Raw genomic sequence first — 26,234 nt, 5'->3', positions numbered from 1 at the left:
GGGTAGACATACAATGAAAATGGTGTTTCGTTGGTACGGAGAAGGCAATGACACAGTGACATTGAAGCATATCAAACAAATTCCAGGAGTGGAAGGAATCGTCTGGGCCCTTCACGATGTTCCCGTCGGCGAGGAGTGGCCGATGGACCGTATTCTTGATTATAAAAAACAAGCCGATGCGTACGGCTTTCACCTTGAGGTCGTCGAGAGCGTAAACGTGCACGAAGACATTAAGCTGGGCTTACCTACTCGGGACCGGTATATCGAGAATTATCAGAAAACGATCGAGAAGTTGGCCAAGGTCGGTGTGAAAACAATTTGCTACAATTTCATGCCGGTGTTTGATTGGATTCGTACGGACCTGTTCAAAGAGATGGAGGATGGCTCCACGGCGCTTTTCTATGAAAAGGCCAAAATAGATCAAATGAGTCCGGAGGAGCTGGTCCGACTCATCGCTTCCAACCCCGACTTTTCGATGCCCGGCTGGGAGCCGGATCGGCTCAAGCTGCTGGCACCGCTATTCGATGCGTATAAATTCGTGACAACGGAAGATTTATGGAGTAACTTTCAATACTTCCTGGAAGCGATCATTCCGGTGGCGGCAAACAATAACATTAAGATGGCGGTCCATCCTGACGATCCGCCGTGGTCTATATTCGGATTGCCTCGTATCATGACGGGACGAGACAGTATTCGCAGGTTACTGAAGCTTGTGGATAGCCCTTATAACGGCGTAACCTTATGCAGCGGTTCCCTTGGAGCGAATCCGCTCAACGATATTCCCGCCATGATCCGCGAATTTACCGACCGGATTCCGTTTGCCCACATTCGCAACGTGAAGGTTTACGAGAACAGCGATTTTATCGAGACGTCCCACAGGGCGTGTGACGGTACCGTCGATATCATTGAAATTGTAAGGGCCTATCACGAGACAGGCTTCCGTGGATATGCCCGGCCTGATCATGGACGGCATATTTGGGATGAACGCTGTAGGCCCGGGTACGGCCTGTATGACAGGGCATTAGGCATTATGTATTTATGGGGTATTTGGGATAGTTTAGAGCGGGGGATTAAACCATGAATAAGAAAACATTGTTTAATAACGGATGGGAATTTGCCAAGAGCAGCCTTGATGTGACAGATAGCGCCGGCTTGTCATTTGAGCCGGTGGACCTCCCCCATGATTGGCTGATCTATAATACACTAAATCTGTATGAAAATAGTATCGGCTGGTATAGGAAAAGATTTACATACGCGAAAGAAACGGACTGTCAAATTCTATTATATTTCGATGGGGTTTACATGGACTCCTCCGTCTATGTAAACCAGTGTTTTGTAGGAGAATGGAAGTACGGATATTCTTCTTTCGAACACGAGATTACAGATGCGATCGCGGACGGGGTTAATGAAATTGTAGTGAAGGTCGTCCACCAAAGTCCGAATAGCCGGTGGTATTCGGGGGCCGGCATCTACCGCAATATGTGGCTAAAGTCGAGAGGCCGCAACCACATCATAACGGATGGCATATATGCCGCTGCGAAAAGGGTTGACGATTGTTGGCAGGTAGAAATCGAGACGGAATTGAGCCTCCATGAGGACGTCCGAATCTGTCACCGTATCCTGTACAAGGGCGAGCTGGCAGCAACTGCGACAGACAAGGTTGCAGCAGGCAGTGCTATTCATCGACAGATGCTATCGGTAATACGTCCTCATTTATGGAGTACGGATGAGCCGCAATTGTACCAGCTTGTCACCCAATTGCAGCAATCCGCAGAGGATCGGGATCTTATTGTCATCGAAAGCATACCTCAGAATATTGGGTTTCGGGAAATCAAGCTTGACCCTCAGCTGGGGTTCTATTTGAATGGTACAAGAATGAAAGTAAACGGGGTCTGCGAGCACCACGACTTAGGGGCGCTTGGGGCTGCCTTCAATAAAGAAGCCATGAGAAGAAGGCTTCGGATTTTGAAGGAGATGGGCGTTAACGCCATTCGAACCGCTCACAATATGCCTGCGGTCGAACTTATGGATTTAGCGGATGAGATGGGACTGCTTATCGTTTCGGAAGCGTTCGACATGTGGGAAAGATCCAAAACCCCATACGATTATGCGAGATTTTTTAAGGAATGGTCGAAAGCCGATGTGAAGAGCTGGGTTAAGCGGGACCGGAATCATCCGAGCCTGATGATGTGGAGTATTGGGAATGAGATTTACGATACTCATGCGGATGAAAGAGGGCAAGAAATCACCCGATTGCTAATGGACGAGGTGCTTAAATACGATCCGAAGCATAACGGCAAAGTGACCATCGGTTCCAATTATATGCTTTGGGAGAATGCGCAAAAATGTGCGGATATTGTGAAGGTGGCCGGCTACAACTACGCGGAGAAATATTATCATAAGCATCATGAAGAGCATCCCGACTGGATGATTTATGGCAGCGAGACGGCTTCCATCGTTCAAAGCAGAGGCATTTACCGCTTTCCTTTCGAGAAGTCCATTCTTGCCGATGACGACGAGCAGTGCTCAGCTTTGGGAAATAGTGTGACGAGCTGGGGGGCTAAGTCAGTCGAGGCCTGTATTATCGCAGAAAGGGACACACCTTTCTCTTTAGGTCAATTTATCTGGACCGGCTTCGACTATATTGGGGAACCGACGCCTTATCATACCAAGAACTCCTATCTCGGACAGTTGGATACGGCAACATTCAAGAAAGATTCGTATTTTATCTACCAATCGGCATGGACCGACTGCAGGAAGAAGCCGATGGTCCATATTTTTCCTTATTGGGACTTTAATCCGGGTCAATTGATCGATGTTCGAGTGTGTTCGAATGCGCCGAAAATCGAATTGCAATTCAATGGAGCTACCATGGGAAGCTTCGATATCGATCATGAGCATGGAACCCAGCTGGTCGGCTGGTGGAAGCTTCCTTATGAAGCCGGGGAATTGAAAGCAATAGCTTATGATGAAACGGGTCGAGTAATTGCTACGGATGTAAGAAGGTCCTTCGGGGATGCGAAGAGGATTCGTCTGCTGCCGGATAAGGAGAGCTTGATCGCTGACGGTGCGGACTTGATCTTCCTGGAAATCAACATGGAAGATGCCGATGGCAATCCAGTGGAAAATGCGAGCAATCGGGTGCGTGTCGAGGTGACGGGGGCGGGCCGATTGCTTGGTTTGGATAATGGCGACAGCACGGACTATGATTCGTATAAAGGGATTAGCAGAAGACTGTTCAGCGGCAAACTCATGGCGATCATAGGGGCTCTACTTGAGCCCGGCGAAATTCGGGTAGAGGTTTCATCCGCAGGCTTGGAGAGTCGTACTGCGGAATTTGAAGTACTCCCGCTAAGGGATGGAACATCCATAGAAGGGGTTTCCGCACATACTAGGAATCAAGAGCTGCCGCCGGCCATGGGGACTGTCGATGAAATCCCTTTACGCAAAATTGAAATTGTAAGCCCATCCGGTCAAAAGTTAGACGAAACGAGAAAAGAGATGACGGTGCGAGCCAACCTGTTCCCCGCCGATACCTCTTATCAAGAGGTCGAGTGGAATATAGTGAACGATGCGGGGATTGTCTCCAACCTTGCCGTGGTAGAAGCATTCGGTCTTGAAGCGAAAGTAACTGCATTGGGCGATGGCGATTTCCGGCTTCGCTGCATGAGCAAGAACGGTACGAACAAGACGAAGCTCATCTCCCAGTTGGAATTTAAGGCGGAAGGAATCGGTACGGCTTACAAGGATCCGTATGGGTTTATTTCTGCCGGCCTATTTGATTATTGTAAAGGAGAGGTCGGAAATGGAAACGAGAGGGGAGTAGCCACAAGCCGAGACGGTGAAACTCAAGTCGGGTTTCGTCATATCGATTTCGGTACGTATGGGTCCGACTCGATTACGATTCCGATTTTTGCTTTGACCGGTGAAGCGTATTCGCTGCAAATTTGGGAAGGTATGCCGGATGAAGCGGGTAGCAAACTCCTGGCGGATGTCATCTACCAGAAGCCGTCGAAGTGGAATGTGTATCAAGAAGAAACCTACCATTTATCGAAGCGTCTTCGCGGAATCACTGCCATTTGCTTCGTCCTACAGAAGAAGGTGCATATCAAGGGATTTTCGTTCCAAAAGCAGAATAGAGCCTTCGAGAAAAATTTCGCCACGGAATGTGACCGCATCTACGGCGATACATTTACGATCTCGGAAGCCGGCGTTGAAGGGATCGGGAATAACGTTTCCTTAGAAATCGATCAAATGGATTTTACGTACGAAGGGGCATCGAAGCTTGTTGTCTATGGCCGATCGCCGCTGGATAAAAATACGGTTCATATTCGTTTCGCTAATCAGGAAGGCGAGGTGAATCAACGCATTGAGTTCATACAGACAGCTGGCTATGAAGTGCAAGTATTTGAACTTGAAAAAGTAACAGGGGTCCAAAAAGTAACCTTCCTATTCCTGCCTGGAAGCCATTTCGATTTCGGCTGGTTCCAATTTGTTTCCGAGGTTCCCTTGTTTTAATACTTAATTCAGGTACACTTGTACTATCAGATGTGCCTAAGAAAGGAAGCAATATATGAAGAATATTAAACTGGAGGCAGTACGGGATACCAAGGGATTGATTCGTGACCATGTTCATGAAACCTTGAAAAGAAACATTATGGAGCTCAAGTTGGTGCCCGGCCGGTTTATCTCGGAGAAAGAAATGATCGAAATGCTGCAGGTGAGCCGTACCTCGATTCGGGAAGCGTTCGTGAAGCTGGGGCAAGAGGAACTGATCGAAACGATCCCGCAGAAGGGCTCTATTATTTCGTTGATTGATCTGGAGCTGGTCGAGGAGTCTCGATTTGTTCGGGAGACCCTGGAGTCGGCGATCGTACGTCAGGCTTGCGAACTGCTCAATTCCGAACAGGTGCTGCAATTGCAAAACCTGGTTAATCTGCAAGAGCTTTGCGTGGAGGAGCATAATTACGCGCGTCTGTTCGAGTTGGACGAAGAGTTTCATCGGTCGATTATCGTCGGCTGCGGCAAATCCCGCACCTGGGGACTGCTGCAACAGTTCAGTACGCACTACAACCGGATTCGTTATCTCCGATTGGCTGCTACTTATAATTGGGACATTATTCTTTCCGATCACAGGGAGATCGTCCGCGCCATTCGGGAGAAAAACCCGGATCATGCGGAGCGTGCCATGCATGAGCATCTTAGCCGGGTAAACTTTGAGAAGGAAGAGCTGAAGGCCAAGTATCCCACTTACTTCAGGTAATTTCGACATGCGGATGGAAAGAAGGGATTGCACGTGCTGTTGAATAATAAAATTGTCGTCGTGACCGGGGGCGGCCGCGGAATCGGTGGTGCGATCGCCCGTGGTTATGCCAAGGAAGGAGCCGCCTTGGTTCTCGTCAGCCGTACGATGGAGCAGTTGGAGGAGCAGGCGGACGGAATTCGCCGTCAATTTGGAGTTCCCGTACTCACAGTAGCATGCGACGTCAGCCGGGAGGAGCAGGTCGAGTCACTGGTACGGGCGGCACTCACTGAGTACGGACGAATCGACATTCTTGCGAATTGCGCCGGCATTACGATGGTGGCACCGTCAGAGGAGCTCTCGCTGGACAACTGGCACAAGTGTTTAAACATTAACCTGGATGGTACTTTCCTCTGCTGCAAGCACGTAGGCAAGCATATGATCGGTCGCGGCGAGGGTGGCAAGATCGTCAACATCACGTCTATCGTAGCTCATGGGGCGATCCCGCAGCGGGCGGCTTACGCTGCCAGCAAGGGCGGCGTCATGCAGCTTACGCAGAATTTGGCCGTGGAGTGGGCCAAGTATAACATTCAAGTCAATGCGATTAGTCCGGGCTTTATTCGTACGGAGATCGTGAAGGATCTGATCGGCAAAGGCATTCATAAGCCGGAACTGATGGAAGTCCGTATTCCGGCTGGTAGGATGGGAGAAGTGGAGGATATGGTCGGCCCAGCCTTATTCTTATCCTCTTCTATGTCGGACTACGTGTCTGGAATCATCCTGAGAGCGGACGGCGGTTACACGGCAAACGCCAGCTATTTGAATGTAAACTAGCAAGGCATCATGGTGAGTCACATCAAAAGCCGGCCCTTATGAGGTGCCGGCTTATTAGTTATAGACTCGCTCCAGTCTATTTCACTAGCCCATCAGACTTTTTGATTCCAAATAAAGGACTTGAATAAACTTTTTCGTGTTTTGTCGGATCAAGCTGAGAGCCGCACTTTCTTCATTCTCCAGTTCCTTCATTTTTTTACGGATATCGCTTAGGTCGAAAAATTTTGTAGCGTATTGCTCGAACTTCGGGTTCGAATAATCGATCAATCCAAGGGTAGCCAAGTGGGTTAATGCTTGGTTCACCGCTCGCCGTACCCGTTGTTCGGCAGCTTTGACTTCTTTTTTCAAGTCTGCTGCGGAAGCGGAGGGACCTAATTTTTTTAGGGCGATTTGCTGATAGATTTCAGAAAGCTGTGGAAAGCTTTGCTCTATAGGATGATGGCCTTCGTTACGGAATAAATAATCCAGTATCTCCAGTAAGTCTTTGCTGCCGGCTTCGCCGATCAGTCCGAGGTCCGATAGCACGTAATTTCCGCAGGTAACCATGCTTTTTTCATGGGAAGAGGCCTTTGTTTCCGGTGATGCACTGCTAAAGCCTATCGTACTGAGCGTTTTTTGAAAATCTTTTATGGAGTGCTGCAGCCGCAGCCGCTCAGATACCTTACGGATTACGGAAATAACCTCCAAACGATTGATAGGCTTAGTGATATAATATTCAATCCCGAATGTATAAGCCTTTCCGATGAGTTCTTTTGATTCCACTTGAGATATCATGATGACTTTTCCTTCGAAGCCTGTGGATAGCTCTCGTACGGTTTCTATGCCGTCACGATCAGGCATTAATAAATCGATTAGCAAAATGTCTGCTTGCTTAATGGCAAGTAAGGCGTTATCTACATGCGCTCCGTCCGAAGCTTCTCCAACAACCCTTCCTAAATCCTCATCCTCGATAATTTGTTCCAGCATGGAACGGACGGCCGGATCGTCGTCAACAATAAAAAAACGCATGGAATTACACTTCCTTTCCAATTTGACCTAAGGGCAATACGATGGTGAACTCGGCACCTTTCCCGCCGATGCCTGGCCCAACCTTAATGGTTCCCTGCATCTGCTCGGCTTCTTGCTTGACATAAGCCAAACCGATGCCCGTGGAGGGATTGCCGGATAAGTCGTACTTTGTGGTAAAGCCGGGCATGAAAATTTTCTCCCGGTGTTTCGGGGCAACCCCGGGACCATCATCGGCTACGCTGAACATGACAGCATCCTTCTCCCGCTTAACACATATTCGGATATTACCCGACTCCTTAAGCGCTTCAACAGCATTGGCTACCAGGTTATTGAACAGAGACAAAGTGGCGTACACATGACACAAAGGAAATTCACCTTCAATTTGCAAAGTGAAATCAATCTGCTTGCCAAGCGACTGCGCATACTTCTGATTGGAGTGGAGAACGATTCCAGCCAATTCTTGCATTGGTAAATAATCACTCTCGTGCGTGATTAAACTAGACAGTCCCGCATATATGCGTTGATTGTCCTTCTTGATCTCGTGAACCTGCCCTGCAATCCGGAGAGCCTTCTGGGCGGAATCTTCAAGCTGTGCAAACGAGCTTTCCTTCAACGACTGATAAAGCTCGTAGCTTTCCTGGGTGATATTTTCTGCATTATACAACGTTTTCTTCAATTGTATGGATTCCTCGTAGAGCCCGGAAAAGAGCAAAAGCATTTTTTCTTTTTCTTTTCGCTGTTGTTCTTCAGCGGCTTTGGTTTGCCTCAACTTGACCAGATTGAAAAAACCGATAACGAAAAAGCTGCGAAAAAAAGCAATAAGAACAATCTGGTTCCATGTGGACATAGTAGTAATCTGATCGGACGCAGAATTACGCAGCAGCAGTTCTACCGATGTCGCGGCGATTTCGACCAACAGACCTAATACGCCGAGCAGAAGCGGCCGGTCATGATGCCGGTTCATCCGGACTGCAGCGAAAGTGATCGAATAGGTCAAATAATAAAAGAAGACCGGATAATGATGTTGAAAAGCCAGTGTCCAGTTCCAGTGCGTCCCGATTGCCGCATCAAGAACAACGCGAAAGATGACAACCGAAGTTCCGACAAGCAATCCGGAGACAAATGGAGAAACAGACCGGATCCAGAGCAGGAATAGAAAAAAGGCAGGGGTGCCAAGGCTTACCCGAAAATCATTATGAAACGGGTAAAAATTCAATTCACCCGCGATCGGAACCGTAACAATCATCAGCATGAAAAGGAACCATTTTTCTCTCAATGCGGTTTTTTGACTCCTTTCATAAGAACGTAACAATCATTCGACATCAATTCGACAACATTGGGTTGATTCCTCCACGACCATCCATCCTTTGTTTCTTCATTATTCCAAATGCAGGGCGTATGCATGCGACGGAGAACGATTCTTCCGTAAAAATAAATTCAATTTGTAGATTCAAATAGATTGGAGTAGATTCCTCATACAATAGTGACATTCAACTTTTTATTTAAAGAAAGCGCTTTATAAATTTCGGGAAAAGGGGATATATGTATGAAAAAATTTGGTTTGGCTTTACAAATCCTGCTTGGCCTTCTGTTAGGGATCATTGTCGGGGCCATTTTTTATGGCAACCCGGCAATTGGAACGTATTTGCAACCGCTTGGAGATATTTTCATTCGATTGATTAAAATGATCGTGATTCCTATTGTCGTTTCCTCTCTCATCGTCGGGGTGGCGGGAGTTGGGGACATTAAAAGGCTTGGCAAACTTGGCGGAAAAACGATTCTTTATTTTGAGATTGTGACGACAATTGCCATCGTATTCGGTTTGCTCATTGCGAATGTTTTTCATCCCGGGACCGGGGTCAATATGGCGGGGCTAGCCAAGTCGGATATCTCGAGTTATGTTGCAACGACAGAGAAGGTAACCAGTCATAGTTTCGTTGACACGTTTGTCAATATCGTTCCCAAAAACATTATCGAATCGATCGCAGCCGGCGACATGCTCGCCATCATTTTCTTCTCGGTATTTTTAGGGCTGGGCATTGCTGCGATCGGCGAAAAAGGGAAGCCTGTGCTGGCATTTTTCCAGGGTATCTCCGAATCCATGTTTTGGGTAACGAATCAAATTATGAAATTTGCGCCGGTCGGCGTATTCGGTCTGATTGGGGTAACGGTATCCAAATTCGGTGTCGGTTCTTTGGTTCCTCTAGGAAAATTAGTGCTCGCCGTTTATGTCGGTATGTTCTTGTTTGTGGTCGTCGTGCTTGGTTTGATCGCAAAGCTATGCGGTACCAGCCTGATGGCGATTATCCGCATATTAAAAGACGAACTCATCCTGGCTTATTCAACTGCAAGTTCCGAAACGGCGCTCCCCAAGATGATGGAAAAGATGGAGAAGTTCGGTGTGCCGAAAGCGATCAGCTCCTTTGTCGTACCGATCGGATACTCGTTTAATTTGGATGGGTCCACGCTGTATCAAGCGATTACCGCATTATTTATTGCACAAATGTACGGCATTCATATGCCGATCAGCTCTCAAATTATGTTGATTATGGTCTTGATGCTCACTTCGAAAGGGATTGCCGGAGTTCCAGGCGCATCATTTGTAGTCTTGCTCGCCACTCTCGGATCAGTCGGAATTCCGCTCGAAGGTCTTGCCTTTATCGCTGGTATTGACCGAGTTCTGGATATGGCCCGAACCGTAGTTAATGTCATTGGCAACTCGATTGCTGCGATCGTCATGGCAAAATGGGAAGGGCAATACGATCAGAAAAAAGGGCAGCAATATTTACAGTCTGTCAAAAAGGCTGCATAAGCATACATTCAGGAGGAAAAGACAATGACAGAACAAGTAAGAATGGAAAAAGATTTTCTTGGCTCCAAGGAAGTTCCGGGTGAAGCTTATTACGGCATTCAAACACTTCGCGCAGTAGAAAATTTTCCGATTACCGGCTACCGCATTCACGAAGAATTGATACGTGCCATGGCAACCGTTAAACATGCGGCTGCAATAGCAAATATGGAAATCCGTCAGCTAAATCCGCAAATCGGAAATGCCGTTGTACAAGCGGCTCAAGAAATTAGGGACGGTAAGTGGCATGACCAGTTTATCGTCGATCCGATCCAAGGCGGAGCAGGGACGTCTATCAATATGAATACCAACGAGGTTATCGCCAACAGAGCGATCGAAATTCTCGGGGGAACCAAGGGCGATAATTTTCAGGTAAGTCCGAACTCACATGTGAACATGGCCCAGTCGACCAACGATGCTTTTCCGACAGCGATTCATATCGCAACTCTCTCTTTGATTGAGAAATTGATAGTGACCATGGAAGAGATGCTTACAGCGTTTCGTAAAAAAGCGGAACAATTTGATGGGATTATCAAAATGGGACGGACGCATCTGCAGGACGGAGTGCCGATCCGCCTCGGGCAGGAATTTGAAGCGTACAGCCGCGTTCTGCAACGCGATATTAAGCGGATCAAGCAGACCCGCGATCATTTGTACGAAGTGAATATGGGGGCAACGGCCGTTGGAACCGGCCTGAATGCCGATCCCCGCTACATTAAGCGGGTCGTGGAGTTGCTTGCCGAGCTCAGCGGTCAGCCGCTTGTCAATGCCGATCACTTAGTGGATGCTACGCAAAATACGGACGCCTACACGGAAGTTTCGGCCGCGTTGAAAGTTTGCATGATTAATATGTCCAAAATCGCCAACGACTTGCGTTTGATGGCTTCCGGACCGCGGGCCGGGCTCGGGGAGCTGAATTTGCCTGCGCGCCAACCCGGCTCTTCGATCATGCCGGGCAAGGTCAATCCGGTCATGGCTGAGGTCGTCAATCAAGTAGCCTTCCAGGTCATTGGCAATGACCATACGATTTGTCTTGCCGCCGAAGCGGGACAGCTCGAACTGAATGTGATGGAGCCTGTACTCGTATTTAACCTGCTTCAATCGCTCAGTATGATGAACCAGGTGTTTAAAGTATTTCGCGTATATTGTTTGGAAGAAATCGAAGCCAATGTTGAGCGATGCAAAGAGTATGTGGAAAAAAGCGTTGGCGTCATCACTGCGCTCAACCCGCATTTAGGTTACGAAGTCGTCGCGAGAATTGCCCGCGAAGCGATTTTGACGGGGCGTCCGGTACGGGAGCTTTGCCTTCTTTATAATGTTTTAACGGAAGAGGAGCTTGAGACCATTCTTGATCCGTATGAAATGACGAACCCGGGAATCGCCGGTGCGGAGCGTTTGGAAAAGAACTGAATGGCGGCCTTCGGCAGCCGTTACACTTAAATAATATAAGAGAGAGTTGGGGAGAACATGTCTGTATCAAGCGGTGCCAGCACTTATATGATTTTTCGGCTTCAAATCGATAAAGAATTAACCTCGCTCGGCGATATCGCCGCCGCGATTGAGAACACGGGCGGAGACATCGTAGGGATTGACGTCATCTCGTCAGGTCGCACGAGCACCGTCCGCGATATAACCGTTAATGTGTTTGATCCGTCGCATAGCCTATTGATCGGAGATACGCTTCAAAAGCTAAATGGGGTTAAAGTGATTAACGTATCGGATCGTACTTTCCTCGTACACTTGGGTGGGAAAATTGAGATTGCTCCAAAAATTCCGGTGAAAAATCGTGACGACTTGTCACGGGTTTACACGCCGGGTGTCGCTAGAGTATGTATGGCGATTGCGGAACAGCCGAGCAAGGCCTACTCGCTGACGATCAAACGAAATACGATCGCGGTGGTGTCCGACGGCACAGCCGTACTTGGGCTTGGCGACATCGGACCGATGGCAGCGATGCCGGTGATGGAAGGCAAGGCCATGCTGTTCAAAGAATTCGCAGGTGTGGATGCATTTCCGATATGCCTGAACACGAAAGATCCCGACGAGATTGTCCGTATCGTCAAAGCATTGGCTCCCGTATTCGGAGGCATTAATTTGGAGGACATCTCATCGCCGCGCTGTTTCGAAATCGAGGAGCGTTTGAAACAGGAACTGGATATTCCGGTGTTTCACGATGACCAGCACGGAACGGCCGTCGTCCTTTTGGCAGGGTTATTGAACGCTCTTAAAATTATCGGCAAACAAATGTCGGATATTAAGGTTGTTGTGAACGGTATCGGCGCGGCGGGCATCGCTTGCTCGAAGATGCTGCTAGCCGCCGGTGTGCGCAATTTGATCGGTGTGGACCGTTATGGCGCCATTCATCGTGAAGCGCAATATGAGAATCCACACTGGACAGCGTTTGCTCAGATGACGAATCCGAACCTGGAAGTCGGCAGTTTGTCCGATGTGATCAGGAACGCGGATGTTTTTATCGGCGTATCTGCTCCTAACATTTTAAGCGTAGACGACGTCAAATCTATGGGGAAAGACCCGATTGTCTTTGCGATGGCGAACCCGATTCCGGAGATCGATCCGGAACTGGCCAAGCCTTACGTCAGGGTCATGGCGACAGGAAGATCCGACAAGCCCAATCAAATCAACAACGTTCTTTGTTTCCCGGGGATTTTCCGCGGCGCGCTGGATTGCAGAGCGAGTGATATCAATGAAGCGATGAAGCTTGCTGCGGCGGAAGCGATCGCCTCTGTTGTAACGGACGAAGAGTTGAGTGAAACTTATATTATCCCGAGTGTATTTAATCAGAAAGTCGTGGAAAAAGTAAGAGATGCGGTTATGGAAGCGGCTTACCGTACGGGAGTCGCCAGAAAAAGCTTGAGAGAGCCCAATTGACGTAAGAGACCGGTTGGACCCCATGCCCAATTCCATCCCCTATCGCTCAAAAGCATGAGTTTAGACAAGGACCTGGCCATCGGGGCTGTTGACAAAGTACCTTTATGGAAAAATTGACGTTTGGGAACCCGCATAAACGTTGGGCTTCTAAAAGTCATATTTCTCAAAAAAGGCTTTTGTCAACAAGCCCTATCGGCCAGGTTTTTCGTGCTAATCTTATAGAAAGTATAGTTTCAGGGGAGACGTGTGGCTCACTTTCCTAAGCGAGTTCGCCCAAATGGGACGCTGATCGATGCGTTAACGATGATATTGAGGCTGTCGATTAACTGTTCACAACTCTGAAATCTGTGGGAGACCACAAAATGTATGCGAAAAACTCATACATAATGAGCGGCGCACACATCAAATCAGTCGATTCTATTCGAAATTTCATTCACAGATCGCGATTTGGGTCCTGATTCTGTAAATGTGTCCGAAAAATCATATACATTGTCTGCATGTGTCCGTTCACGTCAAAACTATCCATAATAAATGTGAATAGCGATTATTTCCATCCTGCCTCTATTCGTCTACGGAACAGAGCTTTCTGTATTCGCTTGGAGAGAGCCCCGACCACCGTTTGAATTGCCGGCTGAAATGGGCGATGTCCCTGTAGCCAAGAACCGAGGATACTTTCTGTACGGATAGCAACGGATTGGCAAGAAGCAGTTTCGCTTCGTGAAGGACGAGCTCCGATAAATACACGCGCGGGGATATGTCATATACTTGCCGGAACACGCGGTTGCAATGGGACGTGCTGATACCGAGCTCGGCGGCGATATCGTCTATGCCGTAATGCTTCTCGATGGGGACCCCCTGCTTGAAATGCTGGCTGACGAGTCCATGCAGCTGGCTGCGGATCCGATGGGCCAGCTCGACTTTTTCGTAGGCGGAAGGCGGGATCAGATCAGCTTCATTCGATACGGCTTCCCACAGTGTTCCGAATAACTCGAAGATCGCTGAGTTTAGCCGCATCCGCTGCGTGATTGTTGCCGATCCGGCTATACGGGTAATGTCAATCAGCTTGGATAGTACGGGCATTACCTGGCTAGTCAACGAGCTCCCGCGGTGAAAAAGCGTCTGCTCGATGCGGTTCAGCATGGACAAAAAAAGAGGATCGTCGATATTGAAGTGGATGCAGAAATAGGTAAAGGGCTCGCGGTTGCCGCTTCGGCTGGAATGGGCGTGGCCGGGACGGAACAAGAGCAGATCGCCGGGCTGCTGCAGAAGCTTGCTTCCGCCGACAGTCATTAGCTGCTGTCCTTCCAACAGGTAATTGATCTCAAACTGTGAATGCTCGTGCAGCGGGTATTCCCATTCACCGCTTACGGTGCGCAGATGAATGCCGAACAAATTCACGGTTGTGTTTACGTCAGGAAGCATTATTTCGTCAATGATATGTCCTAAACTAGGCGGGGGGAATGAGCCGGCCATCACTTTCTCTCCTTTTGCAGGTGAAATCGTATAGGAACAGCATAACACGGAATGCTCGATTTGGGTAAAATGTTGATCGATTTGACAATGGTTTTTACGCTTTTGATTATGCTAGGATGAACATAAACCGCCTGGTTGGCGGGGTGAGATTAGAGGAGGAAAGGATACGATTATGTCGCATATAAACAAGTTTTTTAATGCGCATCATTCGCCGATCGGCGCGTTCGCCAGCTTCACTTTAGGATTTCGCGGTAAAAAAGGCGGACTCGGAATAGAGCTCGGGAAACCGGCTGACGAGAACATATATATCGGATTTCAGGCTCGCAACGGCAATTATTATGAAGCGCTTCCGTTCTATGAGGCCGGAAACGACGAGAGCGCCCGCTACGATGTGGAACAGCATGGAGAAAAGGGTAAATCTGCAGTCATTCTTCGTTTTGCGGATGCGGCGATTACGCGCGAGTTCAAGACAGGTACGGATACTTGGCAGGCGGGTGACTTGACGTTTCGCATTTATTCGCCTGTCCGCCCTGTACCCGAGCCGGGAAAGGCGGATGAAGAGCCCATGAAAGAAGCGCTCGTACCCGCCGTTTTTGCCGAACTGACCTTAGATAATACGCAGGGTGCGAAAGCCCGCAGAGGCTTTTTCGGCTACGAAGGAAGTGACCGCTACAGTGCAATGCGCCTGCTTAGCGATACGAGCGGCGGGCGGTTTACAGGAGTCGGACAAGGGCGTTTGACGGCTATCGCTTCCAAGGATGACGGCGTGACGCCGGCCCTCGGATTTTCGCTGGACAACATTTTGGAACAGAATCTGCCGCATAATTTTGCGTTTGGTCTTGGCGGAACAGGCGCTTTACTGATGGAAGTGCCTGCCGGAGAGAAAAGGACGTACCGGTTTGCTGTCTGTTTTTACCGCGGAGGGCTTGTGACGTCCGGACTGGATGCAGCGTACGCCTACACCCGTTATTTTACGAACATTGAAGAAGTAGCCGGGTATGCGCTGAGCCGCTTTGCGGAACTGACTGCTTCATGCGAAGCCGCCGACCGCTGGATGGATGCACAGCGGTTGACCGACGATCAGAGGTTCATGCTCAATCATTCGATTCACAGCTACTATGGCAGCACGCAGCTGCTCGATGCATCCGGGGAGCCGATCTGGATCGTCAATGAAGGCGAGTACCGGATGATGAATACGCTCGATTTGACTGCGGATCAGCTGTTCTTTGAAATGAAAATGAACCCGTGGACAGTCCGCAACGAACTGGAGTGGTTTGTGAAACGGTACAGTTACGAGGATAACGTGCGATTCCCTGGCGACGAGCGTGAATATCCGGGAGGACTTACGTTTACGCACGACATGGGGGTAGCGAATGTATTCTCTCGCCCTCAATATTCCGCTTACGAATTAGCTGGCATCAACGATTGTTTCTCTTATATGAGCCACGAAGAGCTTGTAAACTGGTTATGCTGCGCGCTCGTTTACATCGGGCAGACGAACGACCGTGAATTTACGGAGAATACAATTTCCGTCATTCAATGCTGCTTCAAGAGTATGTTGAACCGGGATCACCCCGAGGCGGGTAAACGAAACGGCTTGATGGGCCTGGACAGTTCCCGTACGCAGGGCGGCGCGGAAATTTCCACGTACGATAGCTTGGATGTGTCCCTCGGGCAATCGCGGAATAATATTTATTTGGCTGGAAAATGCTGGGCCGTATACGTCGGGCTGGAGAAGTTGTTCGCCGGCGAAAATGCGCCGGATTTATCCCGCGAGGCCGGGCTGCAGGCTGACCGGTGCGCGGCATCTGTGGCCGCACAGCTTACGGAAGAGGGATATATTCCGGCTGTCATAAGCGAAAATAACGATTCCCGAATCATCCCTGCGATCGAAGGGCTCGTATTCCCTTATTTTATGGGCTGCGAGGAGGCGCTTGATAAGAACGGACGTTTCAGCGATTATTTGCAGGCGCTCAACACGCATTTGCACACGGTGCTTACGCCGGGCGTATGCTTGTTCGAGGACGGTTCCTGGAAGCTTTCCTCCACCAGCAACAATTCATGGTTGAGTAAAATTTATTTATCCCAGTTTATTGCCAGAGAAATCATGAACATGCCTTGGGATGAGAACGGCGCTGCAGCGGATGCGGCGCATGTCAACTGGCTGCTTCATCCGGAGCTTTCGTACTGGTGCTGGAGCGATCAAATACTGGCCGGGGAAATCATCGGCAGCAAATATTATCCTCGCGGCGTAACAGCTATTCTATGGACGATCGAGGGTCAAGGAAAGCAGTCTCAATTGGGCGGTGCAGGATGCGCATGAACAATCAAGAAACGGATCTTTGCTGGCTTCGCCATACAAGAATAGACGATGAGGCTATACTAAAAAACTACAGGATTTGGTGTCAGGAAGTGGTTGCTTCGGCTGCTTCGGCTCATTCCGAGGTATTCCAAACGGCAGTCGATGAGCTTTGCTATGGAATCGCGGCTTTGCTCGGACAAAAGACTGCACAACCAACGAGTCCTTCAAAATCTCACACCATTATACTAGGGGTATGGGGCCATTCTCCTGAGCTGGAAGCGTTGATAGACCCGCAGCATTGCAGAAGCTTGAAAGCGGACGGTTTCATCATCCAAACCGTAAAAACTTATGAACACAGTTATCTGATACTGGCGGGTGCGTCGGACAAAGGCGCGTTGTATGCGGTATTTGAGTTTCTGCGGAGGCTGCAAAACGGAGATGCTATCGATCATCTGAATATGATTGATAACCCGAATAACCGTCTGCGGATGATGAATCAGTGGGATAACATGGACGGAAGCATCGAGCGGGGCTATGCGGGGCGGTCGATTTTTTTCAAAGAGAATGCGATCATGCAAGATTACACGCGCATTCGTGCCTATGCCCGCATACTTGCCTCTATCGGTCTTAATGCGATTGCGATCAATAATGTGAACGTCCACCGGCAAGAGACGATGCTGATCACAGAAGCGCTGCTGCCGGAGGTTGCAACAATTGCTGCTATATTTCGCGCGTATGGAATTACGCTTTTTCTTAGCATCAACTACGCGAGTACGATGGAAATAGGCGGTTTAACGACGGCTGACCCGCTTAGCACGGAAGTCAAACAATGGTGGAAGGAGAAAGCGGTTGAAATCTATCGGTATATTCCCGATTTCGGCGGTTTTCTGGTGAAGGCGGACTCGGAATTCCGCCCTGGTCCATTCACATACGGCCGCGACCATGCCGACGGAGCCAATATGCTGGCGGAGGCCCTTCATCCGCATGGCGGACTCGTGATTTGGCGCTGTTTCGTATACAACTGCCTGCAGGATTGGCGAGACCGTTCGACAGATCGGGCTAAAGCCGCATACGCTCATTTCACCCCGCTGGATGGGAAGTTTCATGACAATGTTATTCTGCAAATTAAAAACGGGCCGATGGACTTCCAAGTCCGTGAGCCTGTATCTCCCCTGATTGGCGGGCTGCGAAGTACGAATCAGATGCTGGAGCTGCAGGTTACCCAAGAGTATACGGGGCAGCAAAAGCACCTGTGCTTCCTGGTTCCGCAGTGGAAAGAAGTGCTTGACTTCGATACCTATGCACAAGGTCAAGGCTCAACAACGGCGGATATTGTCAGCGGTTCACTGTTCAATCGGACTTACGGCGGTATCGCCGCCGTATCCAATATCGGAGACGACATGAACTGGACGGGTCACGTGCTGGCACAGGCGAATTTGTACGGATTTGGGCGTTTGGCGTGGAACCCGTGCCTCTCCTCGGAAGAAATCGCCAAGGAATGGATTGCGATAACCTTCGGCACAGCCCCTCAAGTGCAAAATATAATTTTGGATATGCTGCTCCATTCATGGAGCATTTACGAGAAATATACAGCTCCGCTTGGCGTAGGCTGGATGGTGAATCCGGGCCATCACTACGGTCCGAACGTGGACGGATATGAGTATGCGAAGTGGGGGACGTATCATTATGCCGATTGTCATGGTATCGGCGTAGACCGCACCTTCAAATCCGGGACCCGTTACACAACGCAGTATCATGAACCGCAATCCAGCCGTTATGAATCGCTGGAGCAATGCCCGGACGAGCTGCTGCTTTTCTTTCACCATGTTCCTTACACGCATGTATTGAAATCCGGCAAAACGGTCATTCAGCATATTTATGACAGCCACTTCGAAGGTGCGGAACAGGCTGCCGGTTTGGTGAGCGCCTGGACTTCTCTTAAGGGACTGATCGACGATGTTCGTTATGTAGAGGTGCTGCAGCGCTTGCAAGAACAGGCGGAGCACGCCAAGGAATGGAGGGACATCATCAATACGTATTTTGCCAGGAAATCGGGAATCCCCGACAAACAGGGAAGAATGATTTATTAAAAGGGCGAATACAGGAAGGTGGAAGCGTATGAAGATAACCGTCAAAGACATCTTAAACCGTCTGGCCGTATCGGCAAAAGCAAGCGATACTACTGTGGATAAATTGGTAGCGGGAAAAGACGATACGGAAGTCACTGGTATAGCCGTCGCTTTCATGGCAACCCATCACATATTGAAGCAATCCCTGGCTCTTGGGGCCAATCTGGTCATCTCTCATGAAGGCGTATTTTATAACCATCGGGATGGGAATGAAAGGCTGGAGTCCGACCCGGTTTATCAGGAAAAACAACGGCTGATCGAAGAATCCGGAGTTGCGATCTACCGTCTGCATGACCTTATACATGAAAACCGGCCGGATGGTATCATGGAGGGCTTACTGCGGTCGTTAGACTGGAAGCAATATGTCATCGAGGATCGCCCTGCTTCATCTATAGTTGATATTCCTGCGATGACAATCAGGGAAGTTGCGGAGTATGTGAAGACAATGTTGGATATCCCCTTCGTTCGTATCGTAGGCGATACTTCGACGGTATGCAAACGTGTCGGATTGCTGGCCGGCTATAGAGGCGGAGGCGCTATTGGTATACCGCTTTTTGAAAAAGTCGATCTGATCATTGCCGGCGAAGGCCCGGAATGGGAGACGCCTGAATATGTGAGGGATGCCGTTTATCAAGGAAGACGGAAAGGACTAATCATGCTGGGACATGCAGAAAGCGAAGAGCCCGGCATGAAGCTCTTGGCCGGGGAATTGCAGCTCGCATTCCCCGAGGTTCCCGTTCGTTTTATTTCGGATCAGCCGCTCTTTCAAGTGATTTAAGAACAGGACGGTTCATTGATGCCGGATGATGATGAATCGCCATGCGAAAGGAGCGTTGTCCAAATAGCTATGAGCCTCAATGTGAGCAAAATTACATTTTGGAACCGATCGATGACATCCTCATGAAGCCGTGCGGCTAGCCCCGGTCATCGCTTACCTGCAAAAGCTTATCAATAAGTATGCTAGTGATGGTTCGATCGACAACGGCGGGATAACGAACAGCTTGCTGAAGAAGCTGGAAAAGGGAAATCTGGAGCTGTTTTTCAACGAGGTAGAAGCACAGAAAGGCAAGCACATTAAAGAGGCGGCTGCTGAGGAGATTTTATGGAATGCGGAGCAACTGCTCCGCGAGTAAGGACGAGGCTACCCCTGAGGCATACAATGCCTTGGGGGTAGCCTGTTTCACAATCCAGAACTAGAAATCACATCTCAATGCCCGGTCAGCCTTTGATAGAGCCGATCAAAACGCCTTTTTCAAAGTATTTTTGGATAAACGGATACAAGATTAAGATCGGCAGCGTAGAAACGATGATAACCCCATACTTGATTTGATCGGCATATCTTTGCGCATAGCCTCCCGCATCGCCGCCAACGCCTGCACCATTGGCAAAAACCTGATTTGATAAAAGAATATCTCTTAATATGATTTGCAGCGGCTGCAGCTCGTTTTTTCTGATATAAATCAATGCCGTAAAGAAATCATTCCAGTGTGCGACCAGGTAATAAAGGCCGATCACGGATATTAGCGCTTTGGACAATGGCATAGCCACTTTGATAAAAAACTTGAAATGCGAGCAACCATCCATTGCAGCTGCCTCATATAGTTCCGACGGCAATGAAGTTTCAAAAAACGTTCGGGCAATAATGAGATTAAACACATTAACGGCAAACGGCAAAATAAACACCCACATTGTGTTCGTCAAGTGCAGCCCTTTTATTAATAAGTAAGTTGGAATTAAGCCTCCGTTAAAGAACAAAGTAACGACCAAGATTAACATTAGCGCGCGTCTAGCCAAAAATTCTTTTCTCGATAGCACATAGGCTGCCGGTAAAGTAAACAGCAAATTTACAAAAGTTCCGAGCAAAGTGTATACCATTGTATTTCGATAACCGACCCAAATTCGGGCGTCTTTGAAAATTTCCTGGTATCCGAAAAAACTGATGCCTTTCGGAAAAAATAAGACACGACCTGTGGAAACAAGGGTAGAGTCACTGACAGATGCAATAATGATAAAGTACAAAGGATATGCAATGATTAGAAAGATCAAGACACAAAGCACAAAAAGAATAAGACGAAATACGATGTCATTGCCATTTTTGCTTAATAGACCCAAGTCTTCTCCCTCCTTCGAACTCCGATTACCATAGACTCATATTTGAAAATCTCTTTGCGATAGCGTTCACGGCAATCAAGAAAATAAAATTAATGACCGTATTGAACAAACCGATAGCCGACGAGTAACTGAATTGATTGGATACAATACCGATTTTATATACATAAGTGGCAATAACCTCGGAAACAGGGAGATTTAACGCGTTCTGCATTAAAAAGATTTTTTCAAAGCCGGTGCCGAGTACGTTCCCCATGCTGAGAATAAACAAAATAATCATCGTAGGCACAATAGCAGGTATATCCACATAACGTATCATTTGCCATCTACTGGCCCCGTCAATTTTTGCGGAATCATACAATTGTGGATCGACAGTGGAAAGCGCAGCTAGATAAATGATGCTGTTCCATCCGCAGTGCTGCCAAATATCGGATAGCACATAGACAGGTATGAAGGTCTGTGTGGAAGCCAGCAAATTGATATCGCCCATACCAATAGACTTCATGAAGTATCCAACAATGCCGGTTTCCGGGGATAGTAGAACATTCAGCATCCCGACCAGAACGATTGTCGAAATAAAGTGAGGCAAATACACCGTCGTTTGCAAAATTTGCTTTGCTTTTTTTCTTCTGATTTGATTCAGGATCAATGCCAATATAATAGGAGCGGGGAAACCGAGCACAATCGACGCCAAGCTGATGGTAAACGTATTTTTCATTAAATCGATAAACAAATAGCTGTTTATAAATTGTTTGAAATAAAAGAGTCCGCGCCAAGCGCCTCCTGTAAGACCCTTGGAAAAATCATAATCCCGGAAAGCAAGTTGAATGCCGTACATCGGAATATAATTAAAAATCAATATGACAGCGATTGCAGGAAAAATCATGATCCACAATTGATGGTCGCGTTTGAATGTGCTGGCAACCGTAGGTTTTTTAGCAAATCGGATACCGGCCGTATTTTTGCCGATTTCGCTTATTTGAGAGCTCATCCAGGCATTCTCCCTTATGGATAGATGCTACGCCTTCCGCAAAGCAAGCATAGCATCTATCATCATGCGATTTTATTTGTTCTTACTCATAAAGCTATCGTAGTATTTTTGCATAATCTCAATATTTTGCTGCAATCCGGCTTTTTGGCACTCTTTCACAAAAGCGTCCCACCCAGAATCAATGCCGCCTTTTGTAACCCATTGCGCAAATTTGGGATTCGCCAAATTCATAAGATTCGTGTTATTCAAGCTTAATGTGCTATTGTCCGCAGTCGAATATTTGATGAACAAATTAGGGAAGACGTCGGTCTTTGTATTCACACTCAGAGCGTTCTTTAACGGATCGGATTGCGTTAGAACCTCGCTCATATCTTTGCCGAGATTCAATTTTAAAGCATCTGTAATATACATAGGTCCGTTATCCGCCATTGTCGACGTCCATTTCCATGTTCCGGGATCCATTTTCGAATCTGTCGGCGGCAGTACGCTGTAGCTGTCATCTCCGTTATCCTTGATATTTGGACCTACCGATCCGAACAAGACTTGCATGCTGATTTTAGGATCATACAATTTATTGATGAATTTCATAGCCGCGTCTTTATTCTTCGTTTTCGCCGACATGACTACCATATTGCTTCCATAGTTCAAAGAGTTGTAATCGTAGCTCCAAGTTATTTTGGCGCTGGAATCCGCTGACCTCTTTAATGGGGACATCGACGCATATTGCGGCGCCACCTGGTCTCCGAATCTGTCCGATGCGACCCAACCCCATGTGAAGCCGACTTTCGCCGTATCTCCGGTGCCACGGGCAATCGACTGGTATTTCGTGTAATCGTGCGTAAATACTTCAGGGTTAATCAACCCGGCTGCATAGCATTTGTTCAAAAATATAACCAAATCTTTAAAGCGTTCGTCGATCAGAAAGTTTTTTACTTTCCCGTTTTCCACATAATAGCCTTGACTGCTTCCATCGGATAATGTAATGCCCTCACTTCCCAAGAGAACAGCAGGATTGAAATAGCCGCCGATACCTCCCGGCCAGTCCATGGGGATCTCATCATTCGGATCACCGTTGCCGTTCGCGTCTTTTTCTTTAAAGGCAACCAGCACGTTATATAATTCATCCCACGTTGTCGGCATTTTTAATCCCAGATTGTCGAGCCATTTTTGATTAATAAATTGTCTGGTAGCAGAAGCGGGCCAAAAGCGTTGATATTTGGGCAAGCCGTAAATTTTCCCATCAGGTTGCGTGGCAATGATTTTTGTTTCTGGTTTATCATTAAACATCAATTGAACATTCGGAGCGTCCTTGTTGACCAAATCTGTCAAGTCTTGGAAAAGGCCTTGAAATTGCGCAAAATCGGCGTCCGTAATGACATTAGGACCAACAAATAAATCCGGAACATCACCGCTGGCAAGCATGGTACCCTTTTTCTGTCCCCAGTCTGCCGTAATCTCCTGCCACTTGATTTCAACGCCTGCTTCTTCTTCCACTTTTTTCAGCCATTCCATTTCAGCAAGCGGCTTGGTAAGCGGGTGCTTGACCATTATGGCGGTTAATTGTACTTTAGCACCGCTTTTACTTGCATTTCCCGAACCGGAGCTGCTGGTTCCTCCGGTTTCACCTCCGACATTGGATCCAGAATCACTGCAGCCTGCCATTACAACAGCAGAAACCATGAACAACGATAGTACAACTGCCAACTTTTTACGCACTGTCATCATCCCCCCATTAAATGTTGGTAACTTGCAAAGCCTTGCCGATTCCACCCTAACTTTAATCTTCGCTGGAGGAGGCGTAAACGTTCAGTTTTTGATGAATGCCCATTTTTTGAAAACGCTTAACAAAATCGTTTGAAAGCCGTTTCAGGGGCATCTTAACAGGCGAATTTCAAAAATTGCATATCTTCAAAAAATGAGTATTGTTGGCAACTTTTACGAAAAAAAACGGCTACCACGCTGTCTGACAACGAGTAGCTTCCTTTCCTTTCATTTGTTTGAATCCCGGTATTGGCCCGGAGTGATGCCGACCATTTTTTTGAAGGATCGAATAAAGCTCGACGGATTCGAATAGCCGACTTGCTGCGCGATCAATTCCAGCGTTTCATTTGATCTCCGAAGTAATTCGATCGATTTTTGAATACGATGCTGATCGATATATTCCTTGAAATTTTGTCCCATTGTTTTCTTGAAGTGATAACTGAAGCCCGAAATCGACATGCTGAAATGATCGGCAATAAGCTGCAGCGAAAATTCAGGATGCAGGCCTTTTCCTTCAATGAACGCAAGGATGTCATTTTGTGAGGCCGTCCGTGAAGGCGGCTGCGAGTCGCGGATGAGATCGCAAAGCTTGCCGCAGCTTTCACGCATGATTTCGGTCATCTGCTCGACCGTGTAACGGTGGAGGGAAGAGACGCTGGTCAATTGCAGCAAGCTTTGGTCGCCTTGACGGAAACGCTGCAATCCATTGAATATGACGATAACCGTGTTCAAATAAATGACTCTGACCATGTGCGGCGGCGTACCATCGTGGCCGATATAGGCGATGATACGTTCCATGACCAATTCGACTGAGGAAACGTCGTTTTTTAATATGAACAGCTCGAGCGATTGCAGTTGTTCTGCAAAATAGGAAACTGCGCTGGTTTGCTGGACTTCGATTTCGTCGAAAACAAGAACCGAGTATTGATTCCGTACGCGAAGATGTTCGGCTGCGCGAATGGCCTGCAAATAAGAGAGGTGAGCCCCTTCCGGTGATTGTCCCGACGATCCAATTCCGATCAGCGTTCGAATGCTTGTCCGTTCGAGCAGGTCCTGCTGAAGACCGCAGAGATACGCTTTTAATTGAAAGTGCGGTTCGTGGGAACAAACATAGACGATCTCTTGATTGTAAATGCTGTTGAAGAAGTACCCTTGAAGGCCTTCAGGCAGTCTGTTCTCCTCCGACCTGCAATATTCCGCAGCCGCCTGGATGCCGCCTTCACTGGTTTCGCAAGAAAGGACAGCAACCGAAATAAGAGAATAGTTGAAGAAAACTCCGTACGGAGCGGCCTCCTGTTGAAACGCATCCCATGATGGGTAACGGTCGCATACCAGCTCGAACAACAAATTATCGCGTATGACCGGCAGCGTGCTTTTCACTTTTTCATCCAGCCCTCTGTTATCGGAGGAAAGTTGATCCAGTGCGTACCGTATCGTATCGATTTCGTTCATGGTTCTCGGTTCCCTTGGCGTAAACAGGTTTTTGGCAAGATGGACCAAACCTCTGATCGGATGATAGTTTTTACGGATGGAAACATAGATGACGATGACTTCGAGCAATAAAATCGAAATAAAAAGAATAACGGTGTTGCGCTGGATCGAGCGGATATCTTGCAACGTTTCGGACACGGCCATCAGAGTGACATATTTCCAGCCGTTTTTATCCGATATTCCGTGCGAAACGATAAATGATTTGCCGTTGATCCGGTAAATGCCCGACCCTGAACGGTCCTCGCCCAAGCGGGACACCAGATCATTGAATTCACTCGAATTGGAGTAGGAGGTTTCGGTTGAAGCGACCAAGCGGTTTCCCTTTTGGTCAAAAATAAAGAAGTCACCGTTATACGCTTCGGAAACCGACTTCATCAGACGGATAATGGTTTCCTCTCTCACCATGATAAGTACCGTCCCTGGAGAGTTGAGACCGCCTAACGGCAGCGGCGATAGAAACGTCAGCATCCGCATCCGGTTGTTTCCAGGTACGATGACGCTTTCAGCGGGGCGGACAGCCGGCGAAGTCAGGCTGTTCAATTCCTCGAACATGGCTTTATGTGGCCAGTTCTCGTAGTAATATCCGACGCCCGGACTTTCAAAATCGTGAACCGTGTATGCGCTGCCTGTCTTGGCAAACAAAAAGCCGATACTTTTGACATATAGAAAGGTATTATCGATGAATGCATCCGTCGCATTGTATTTTCGCATTTCGTTTGCAATGACGATTCTTTGATAATCGTCATCCTGAGCCAAGTACAACTTGATCTCCTGGTTGTTCACCAGTTCGGACGGAAGGTTGTACACATAACGGGTAAATATATCCATCGAGTTCATCACCTGTTCAGTGACATGAGCGTTCCAGTCCATCTCCTTTTGCTTCACAACTTGCGTCGAATACGGATAATAGTAGAATAGAATCACGATGACGGGAAACAGCAGCACCAGTATGTAAGAAATCAACAATTTGGCCAACAGGTTGAACCTGTTTTTTTTCGCCACACGCGGTCGCTCATCATTGAATGACCTCGATAGAGGTTTTTTCATAAGGGGCCCCCTTCCTGAACTACGACTCAAAATGAGGCGTTCGAAGTAAGCGGTTACAAAATTACTAAACCAATATTGATGAAATCACCGACTTCCCATTGGCTTGATAT

18 protein-coding genes are annotated in these 26,234 nt (G+C 48.0%); 11 read left to right on the top strand and 7 right to left on the bottom strand.

Features of this window, described 5'->3' with window-relative positions; genetic code table 11:
- Window positions 1–13: 13 nt before the first annotated feature.
- From uxuA to ACFQZT_RS04885, 4 genes are read left to right on the top strand one after another with little or no spacing between them, the layout of a single operon-like run.
- Window positions 14–1,081, top strand: coding sequence for a mannonate dehydratase (uxuA, locus tag ACFQZT_RS04900; protein ID WP_379297112.1), 1,068 nt, complete (start codon window positions 14–16; stop codon window positions 1,079–1,081).
- Window positions 1,078–4,518 (top strand): glycoside hydrolase family 2 TIM barrel-domain containing protein, encoded by a 3,441-nt coding sequence (locus ACFQZT_RS04895; protein ID WP_379297110.1) that lies wholly within the window; start codon window positions 1,078–1,080, stop codon window positions 4,516–4,518. The genes uxuA and ACFQZT_RS04895 overlap by 4 nt, the downstream gene beginning before the upstream one ends.
- Window positions 4,519–4,573: 55 nt before the next feature.
- Window positions 4,574–5,263 (top strand): GntR family transcriptional regulator, encoded by a 690-nt coding sequence (locus ACFQZT_RS04890; protein ID WP_379297108.1) that lies wholly within the window; start codon window positions 4,574–4,576, stop codon window positions 5,261–5,263.
- A gap of 33 nt (window positions 5,264–5,296) precedes the next feature.
- Entirely contained in the window at window positions 5,297–6,076 is a 780-nt protein-coding gene (locus ACFQZT_RS04885; protein ID WP_379297106.1) for an SDR family NAD(P)-dependent oxidoreductase, read from the top strand.
- 84 nt (window positions 6,077–6,160) lie between these two features.
- Here ACFQZT_RS04885 and ACFQZT_RS04880 read toward each other — a convergent pair whose 3' ends face one another.
- Both ACFQZT_RS04880 and ACFQZT_RS04875 read right to left on the bottom strand, forming a co-directional pair.
- The gene (locus ACFQZT_RS04880; RefSeq protein ID WP_379297104.1) at window positions 6,161–7,084 is read right to left on the bottom strand and encodes a DNA-binding domain-containing protein; all 924 of its coding nucleotides are present in this window, start codon (window positions 7,082–7,084) and stop codon (window positions 6,161–6,163) included.
- Between the two features lie 4 nt (window positions 7,085–7,088).
- Window positions 7,089–8,360 (bottom strand): ATP-binding protein, encoded by a 1,272-nt coding sequence (locus tag ACFQZT_RS04875; RefSeq protein ID WP_379297102.1) that lies wholly within the window; start codon window positions 8,358–8,360, stop codon window positions 7,089–7,091.
- Between the two features lie 270 nt (window positions 8,361–8,630).
- Here ACFQZT_RS04875 and ACFQZT_RS04870 point away from each other — a divergent pair, with 270 nt between their 5' ends.
- Genes ACFQZT_RS04870 through ACFQZT_RS04860 form a run of 3 tightly spaced genes read left to right on the top strand, consistent with a single transcriptional unit; the run spans window position 8,631 to window position 12,821 of the window.
- On the top strand, window positions 8,631–9,896 hold the full coding sequence (locus ACFQZT_RS04870) for a cation:dicarboxylate symporter family transporter (RefSeq protein WP_379297100.1): 1,266 nt from the start codon (window positions 8,631–8,633) through the stop codon (window positions 9,894–9,896).
- Between the two features lie 24 nt (window positions 9,897–9,920).
- A complete protein-coding gene (gene aspA / locus ACFQZT_RS04865) occupies window positions 9,921–11,342 on the top strand; it encodes an aspartate ammonia-lyase (protein WP_379297098.1) in 1,422 nt (473 codons plus the stop codon).
- Window positions 11,343–11,399: 57 nt separating this feature from the next.
- Window positions 11,400–12,821 carry an NAD-dependent malic enzyme gene (locus tag ACFQZT_RS04860; RefSeq protein ID WP_379297096.1) on the top strand — a complete coding sequence of 474 codons (1,422 nt, stop codon included), beginning with the start codon at window positions 11,400–11,402 and terminating at the stop codon, window positions 12,819–12,821.
- Between the two features lie 561 nt (window positions 12,822–13,382).
- Here the strand turns inward: ACFQZT_RS04860 and ACFQZT_RS04855 are convergent.
- Complete coding sequence (locus ACFQZT_RS04855) at window positions 13,383–14,294, bottom strand: AraC family transcriptional regulator (RefSeq protein WP_379297094.1); 912 nt, start codon at window positions 14,292–14,294, stop codon at window positions 13,383–13,385.
- 172 nt (window positions 14,295–14,466) lie between these two features.
- Between ACFQZT_RS04855 and ACFQZT_RS04850 the strand changes: the two genes are divergently transcribed.
- From ACFQZT_RS04850 to ACFQZT_RS04835, 4 genes are all read left to right on the top strand, one after another.
- The gene (locus ACFQZT_RS04850) at window positions 14,467–16,617 is read left to right on the top strand and encodes a glycoside hydrolase family 52 protein (protein WP_379297092.1); all 2,151 of its coding nucleotides are present in this window, start codon (window positions 14,467–14,469) and stop codon (window positions 16,615–16,617) included.
- Window positions 16,614–18,686 carry an alpha-glucuronidase family glycosyl hydrolase gene (locus tag ACFQZT_RS04845; protein WP_379297090.1) on the top strand — a complete coding sequence of 691 codons (2,073 nt, stop codon included), beginning with the start codon at window positions 16,614–16,616 and terminating at the stop codon, window positions 18,684–18,686. The genes ACFQZT_RS04850 and ACFQZT_RS04845 overlap by 4 nt, the downstream gene beginning before the upstream one ends.
- Window positions 18,687–18,714: 28 nt before the next feature.
- Window positions 18,715–19,503: a Nif3-like dinuclear metal center hexameric protein gene (locus ACFQZT_RS04840; RefSeq protein WP_379297088.1), complete on the top strand. Its 789-nt coding sequence runs from the start codon at window positions 18,715–18,717 to the stop codon at window positions 19,501–19,503.
- 130 nt (window positions 19,504–19,633) lie between these two features.
- On the top strand, window positions 19,634–19,858 hold the full coding sequence (locus ACFQZT_RS04835) for a hypothetical protein (protein ID WP_379297086.1): 225 nt from the start codon (window positions 19,634–19,636) through the stop codon (window positions 19,856–19,858).
- A gap of 85 nt (window positions 19,859–19,943) precedes the next feature.
- On the opposite strand, the gene ACFQZT_RS04830 is transcribed toward ACFQZT_RS04835, so the two are convergent.
- The 4 genes from ACFQZT_RS04830 to ACFQZT_RS04815 all read right to left on the bottom strand — a co-directional run bounded on the left by ACFQZT_RS04830 (window position 19,944) and on the right by ACFQZT_RS04815 (window position 26,124).
- Window positions 19,944–20,837, bottom strand: a complete 894-nt coding sequence (locus tag ACFQZT_RS04830; protein WP_379297084.1) for a carbohydrate ABC transporter permease — start codon at window positions 20,835–20,837, stop codon at window positions 19,944–19,946.
- Window positions 20,838–20,862: 25 nt separating this feature from the next.
- Complete coding sequence (locus tag ACFQZT_RS04825) at window positions 20,863–21,720, bottom strand: ABC transporter permease (protein ID WP_379297965.1); 858 nt, start codon at window positions 21,718–21,720, stop codon at window positions 20,863–20,865.
- Window positions 21,721–21,897: 177 nt separating this feature from the next.
- Complete coding sequence (locus tag ACFQZT_RS04820; RefSeq protein ID WP_379297963.1) at window positions 21,898–23,505, bottom strand: ABC transporter substrate-binding protein; 1,608 nt, start codon at window positions 23,503–23,505, stop codon at window positions 21,898–21,900.
- Window positions 23,506–23,814: 309 nt separating this feature from the next.
- Window positions 23,815–26,124, bottom strand: a complete 2,310-nt coding sequence (locus tag ACFQZT_RS04815; RefSeq protein WP_379297082.1) for a helix-turn-helix domain-containing protein — start codon at window positions 26,122–26,124, stop codon at window positions 23,815–23,817.
- Window positions 26,125–26,234 lie beyond the last annotated feature (110 nt).

The organism is Paenibacillus sp. GCM10027628 (assembly GCF_042676385.1).
Lineage (GTDB): Bacteria > Bacillota > Bacilli > Paenibacillales > NBRC-103111 > Paenibacillus_E.
The sequence above is the reverse complement of the archived record's forward strand: the minus strand, read 5'-3'. Positions and strand labels throughout refer to the sequence as shown.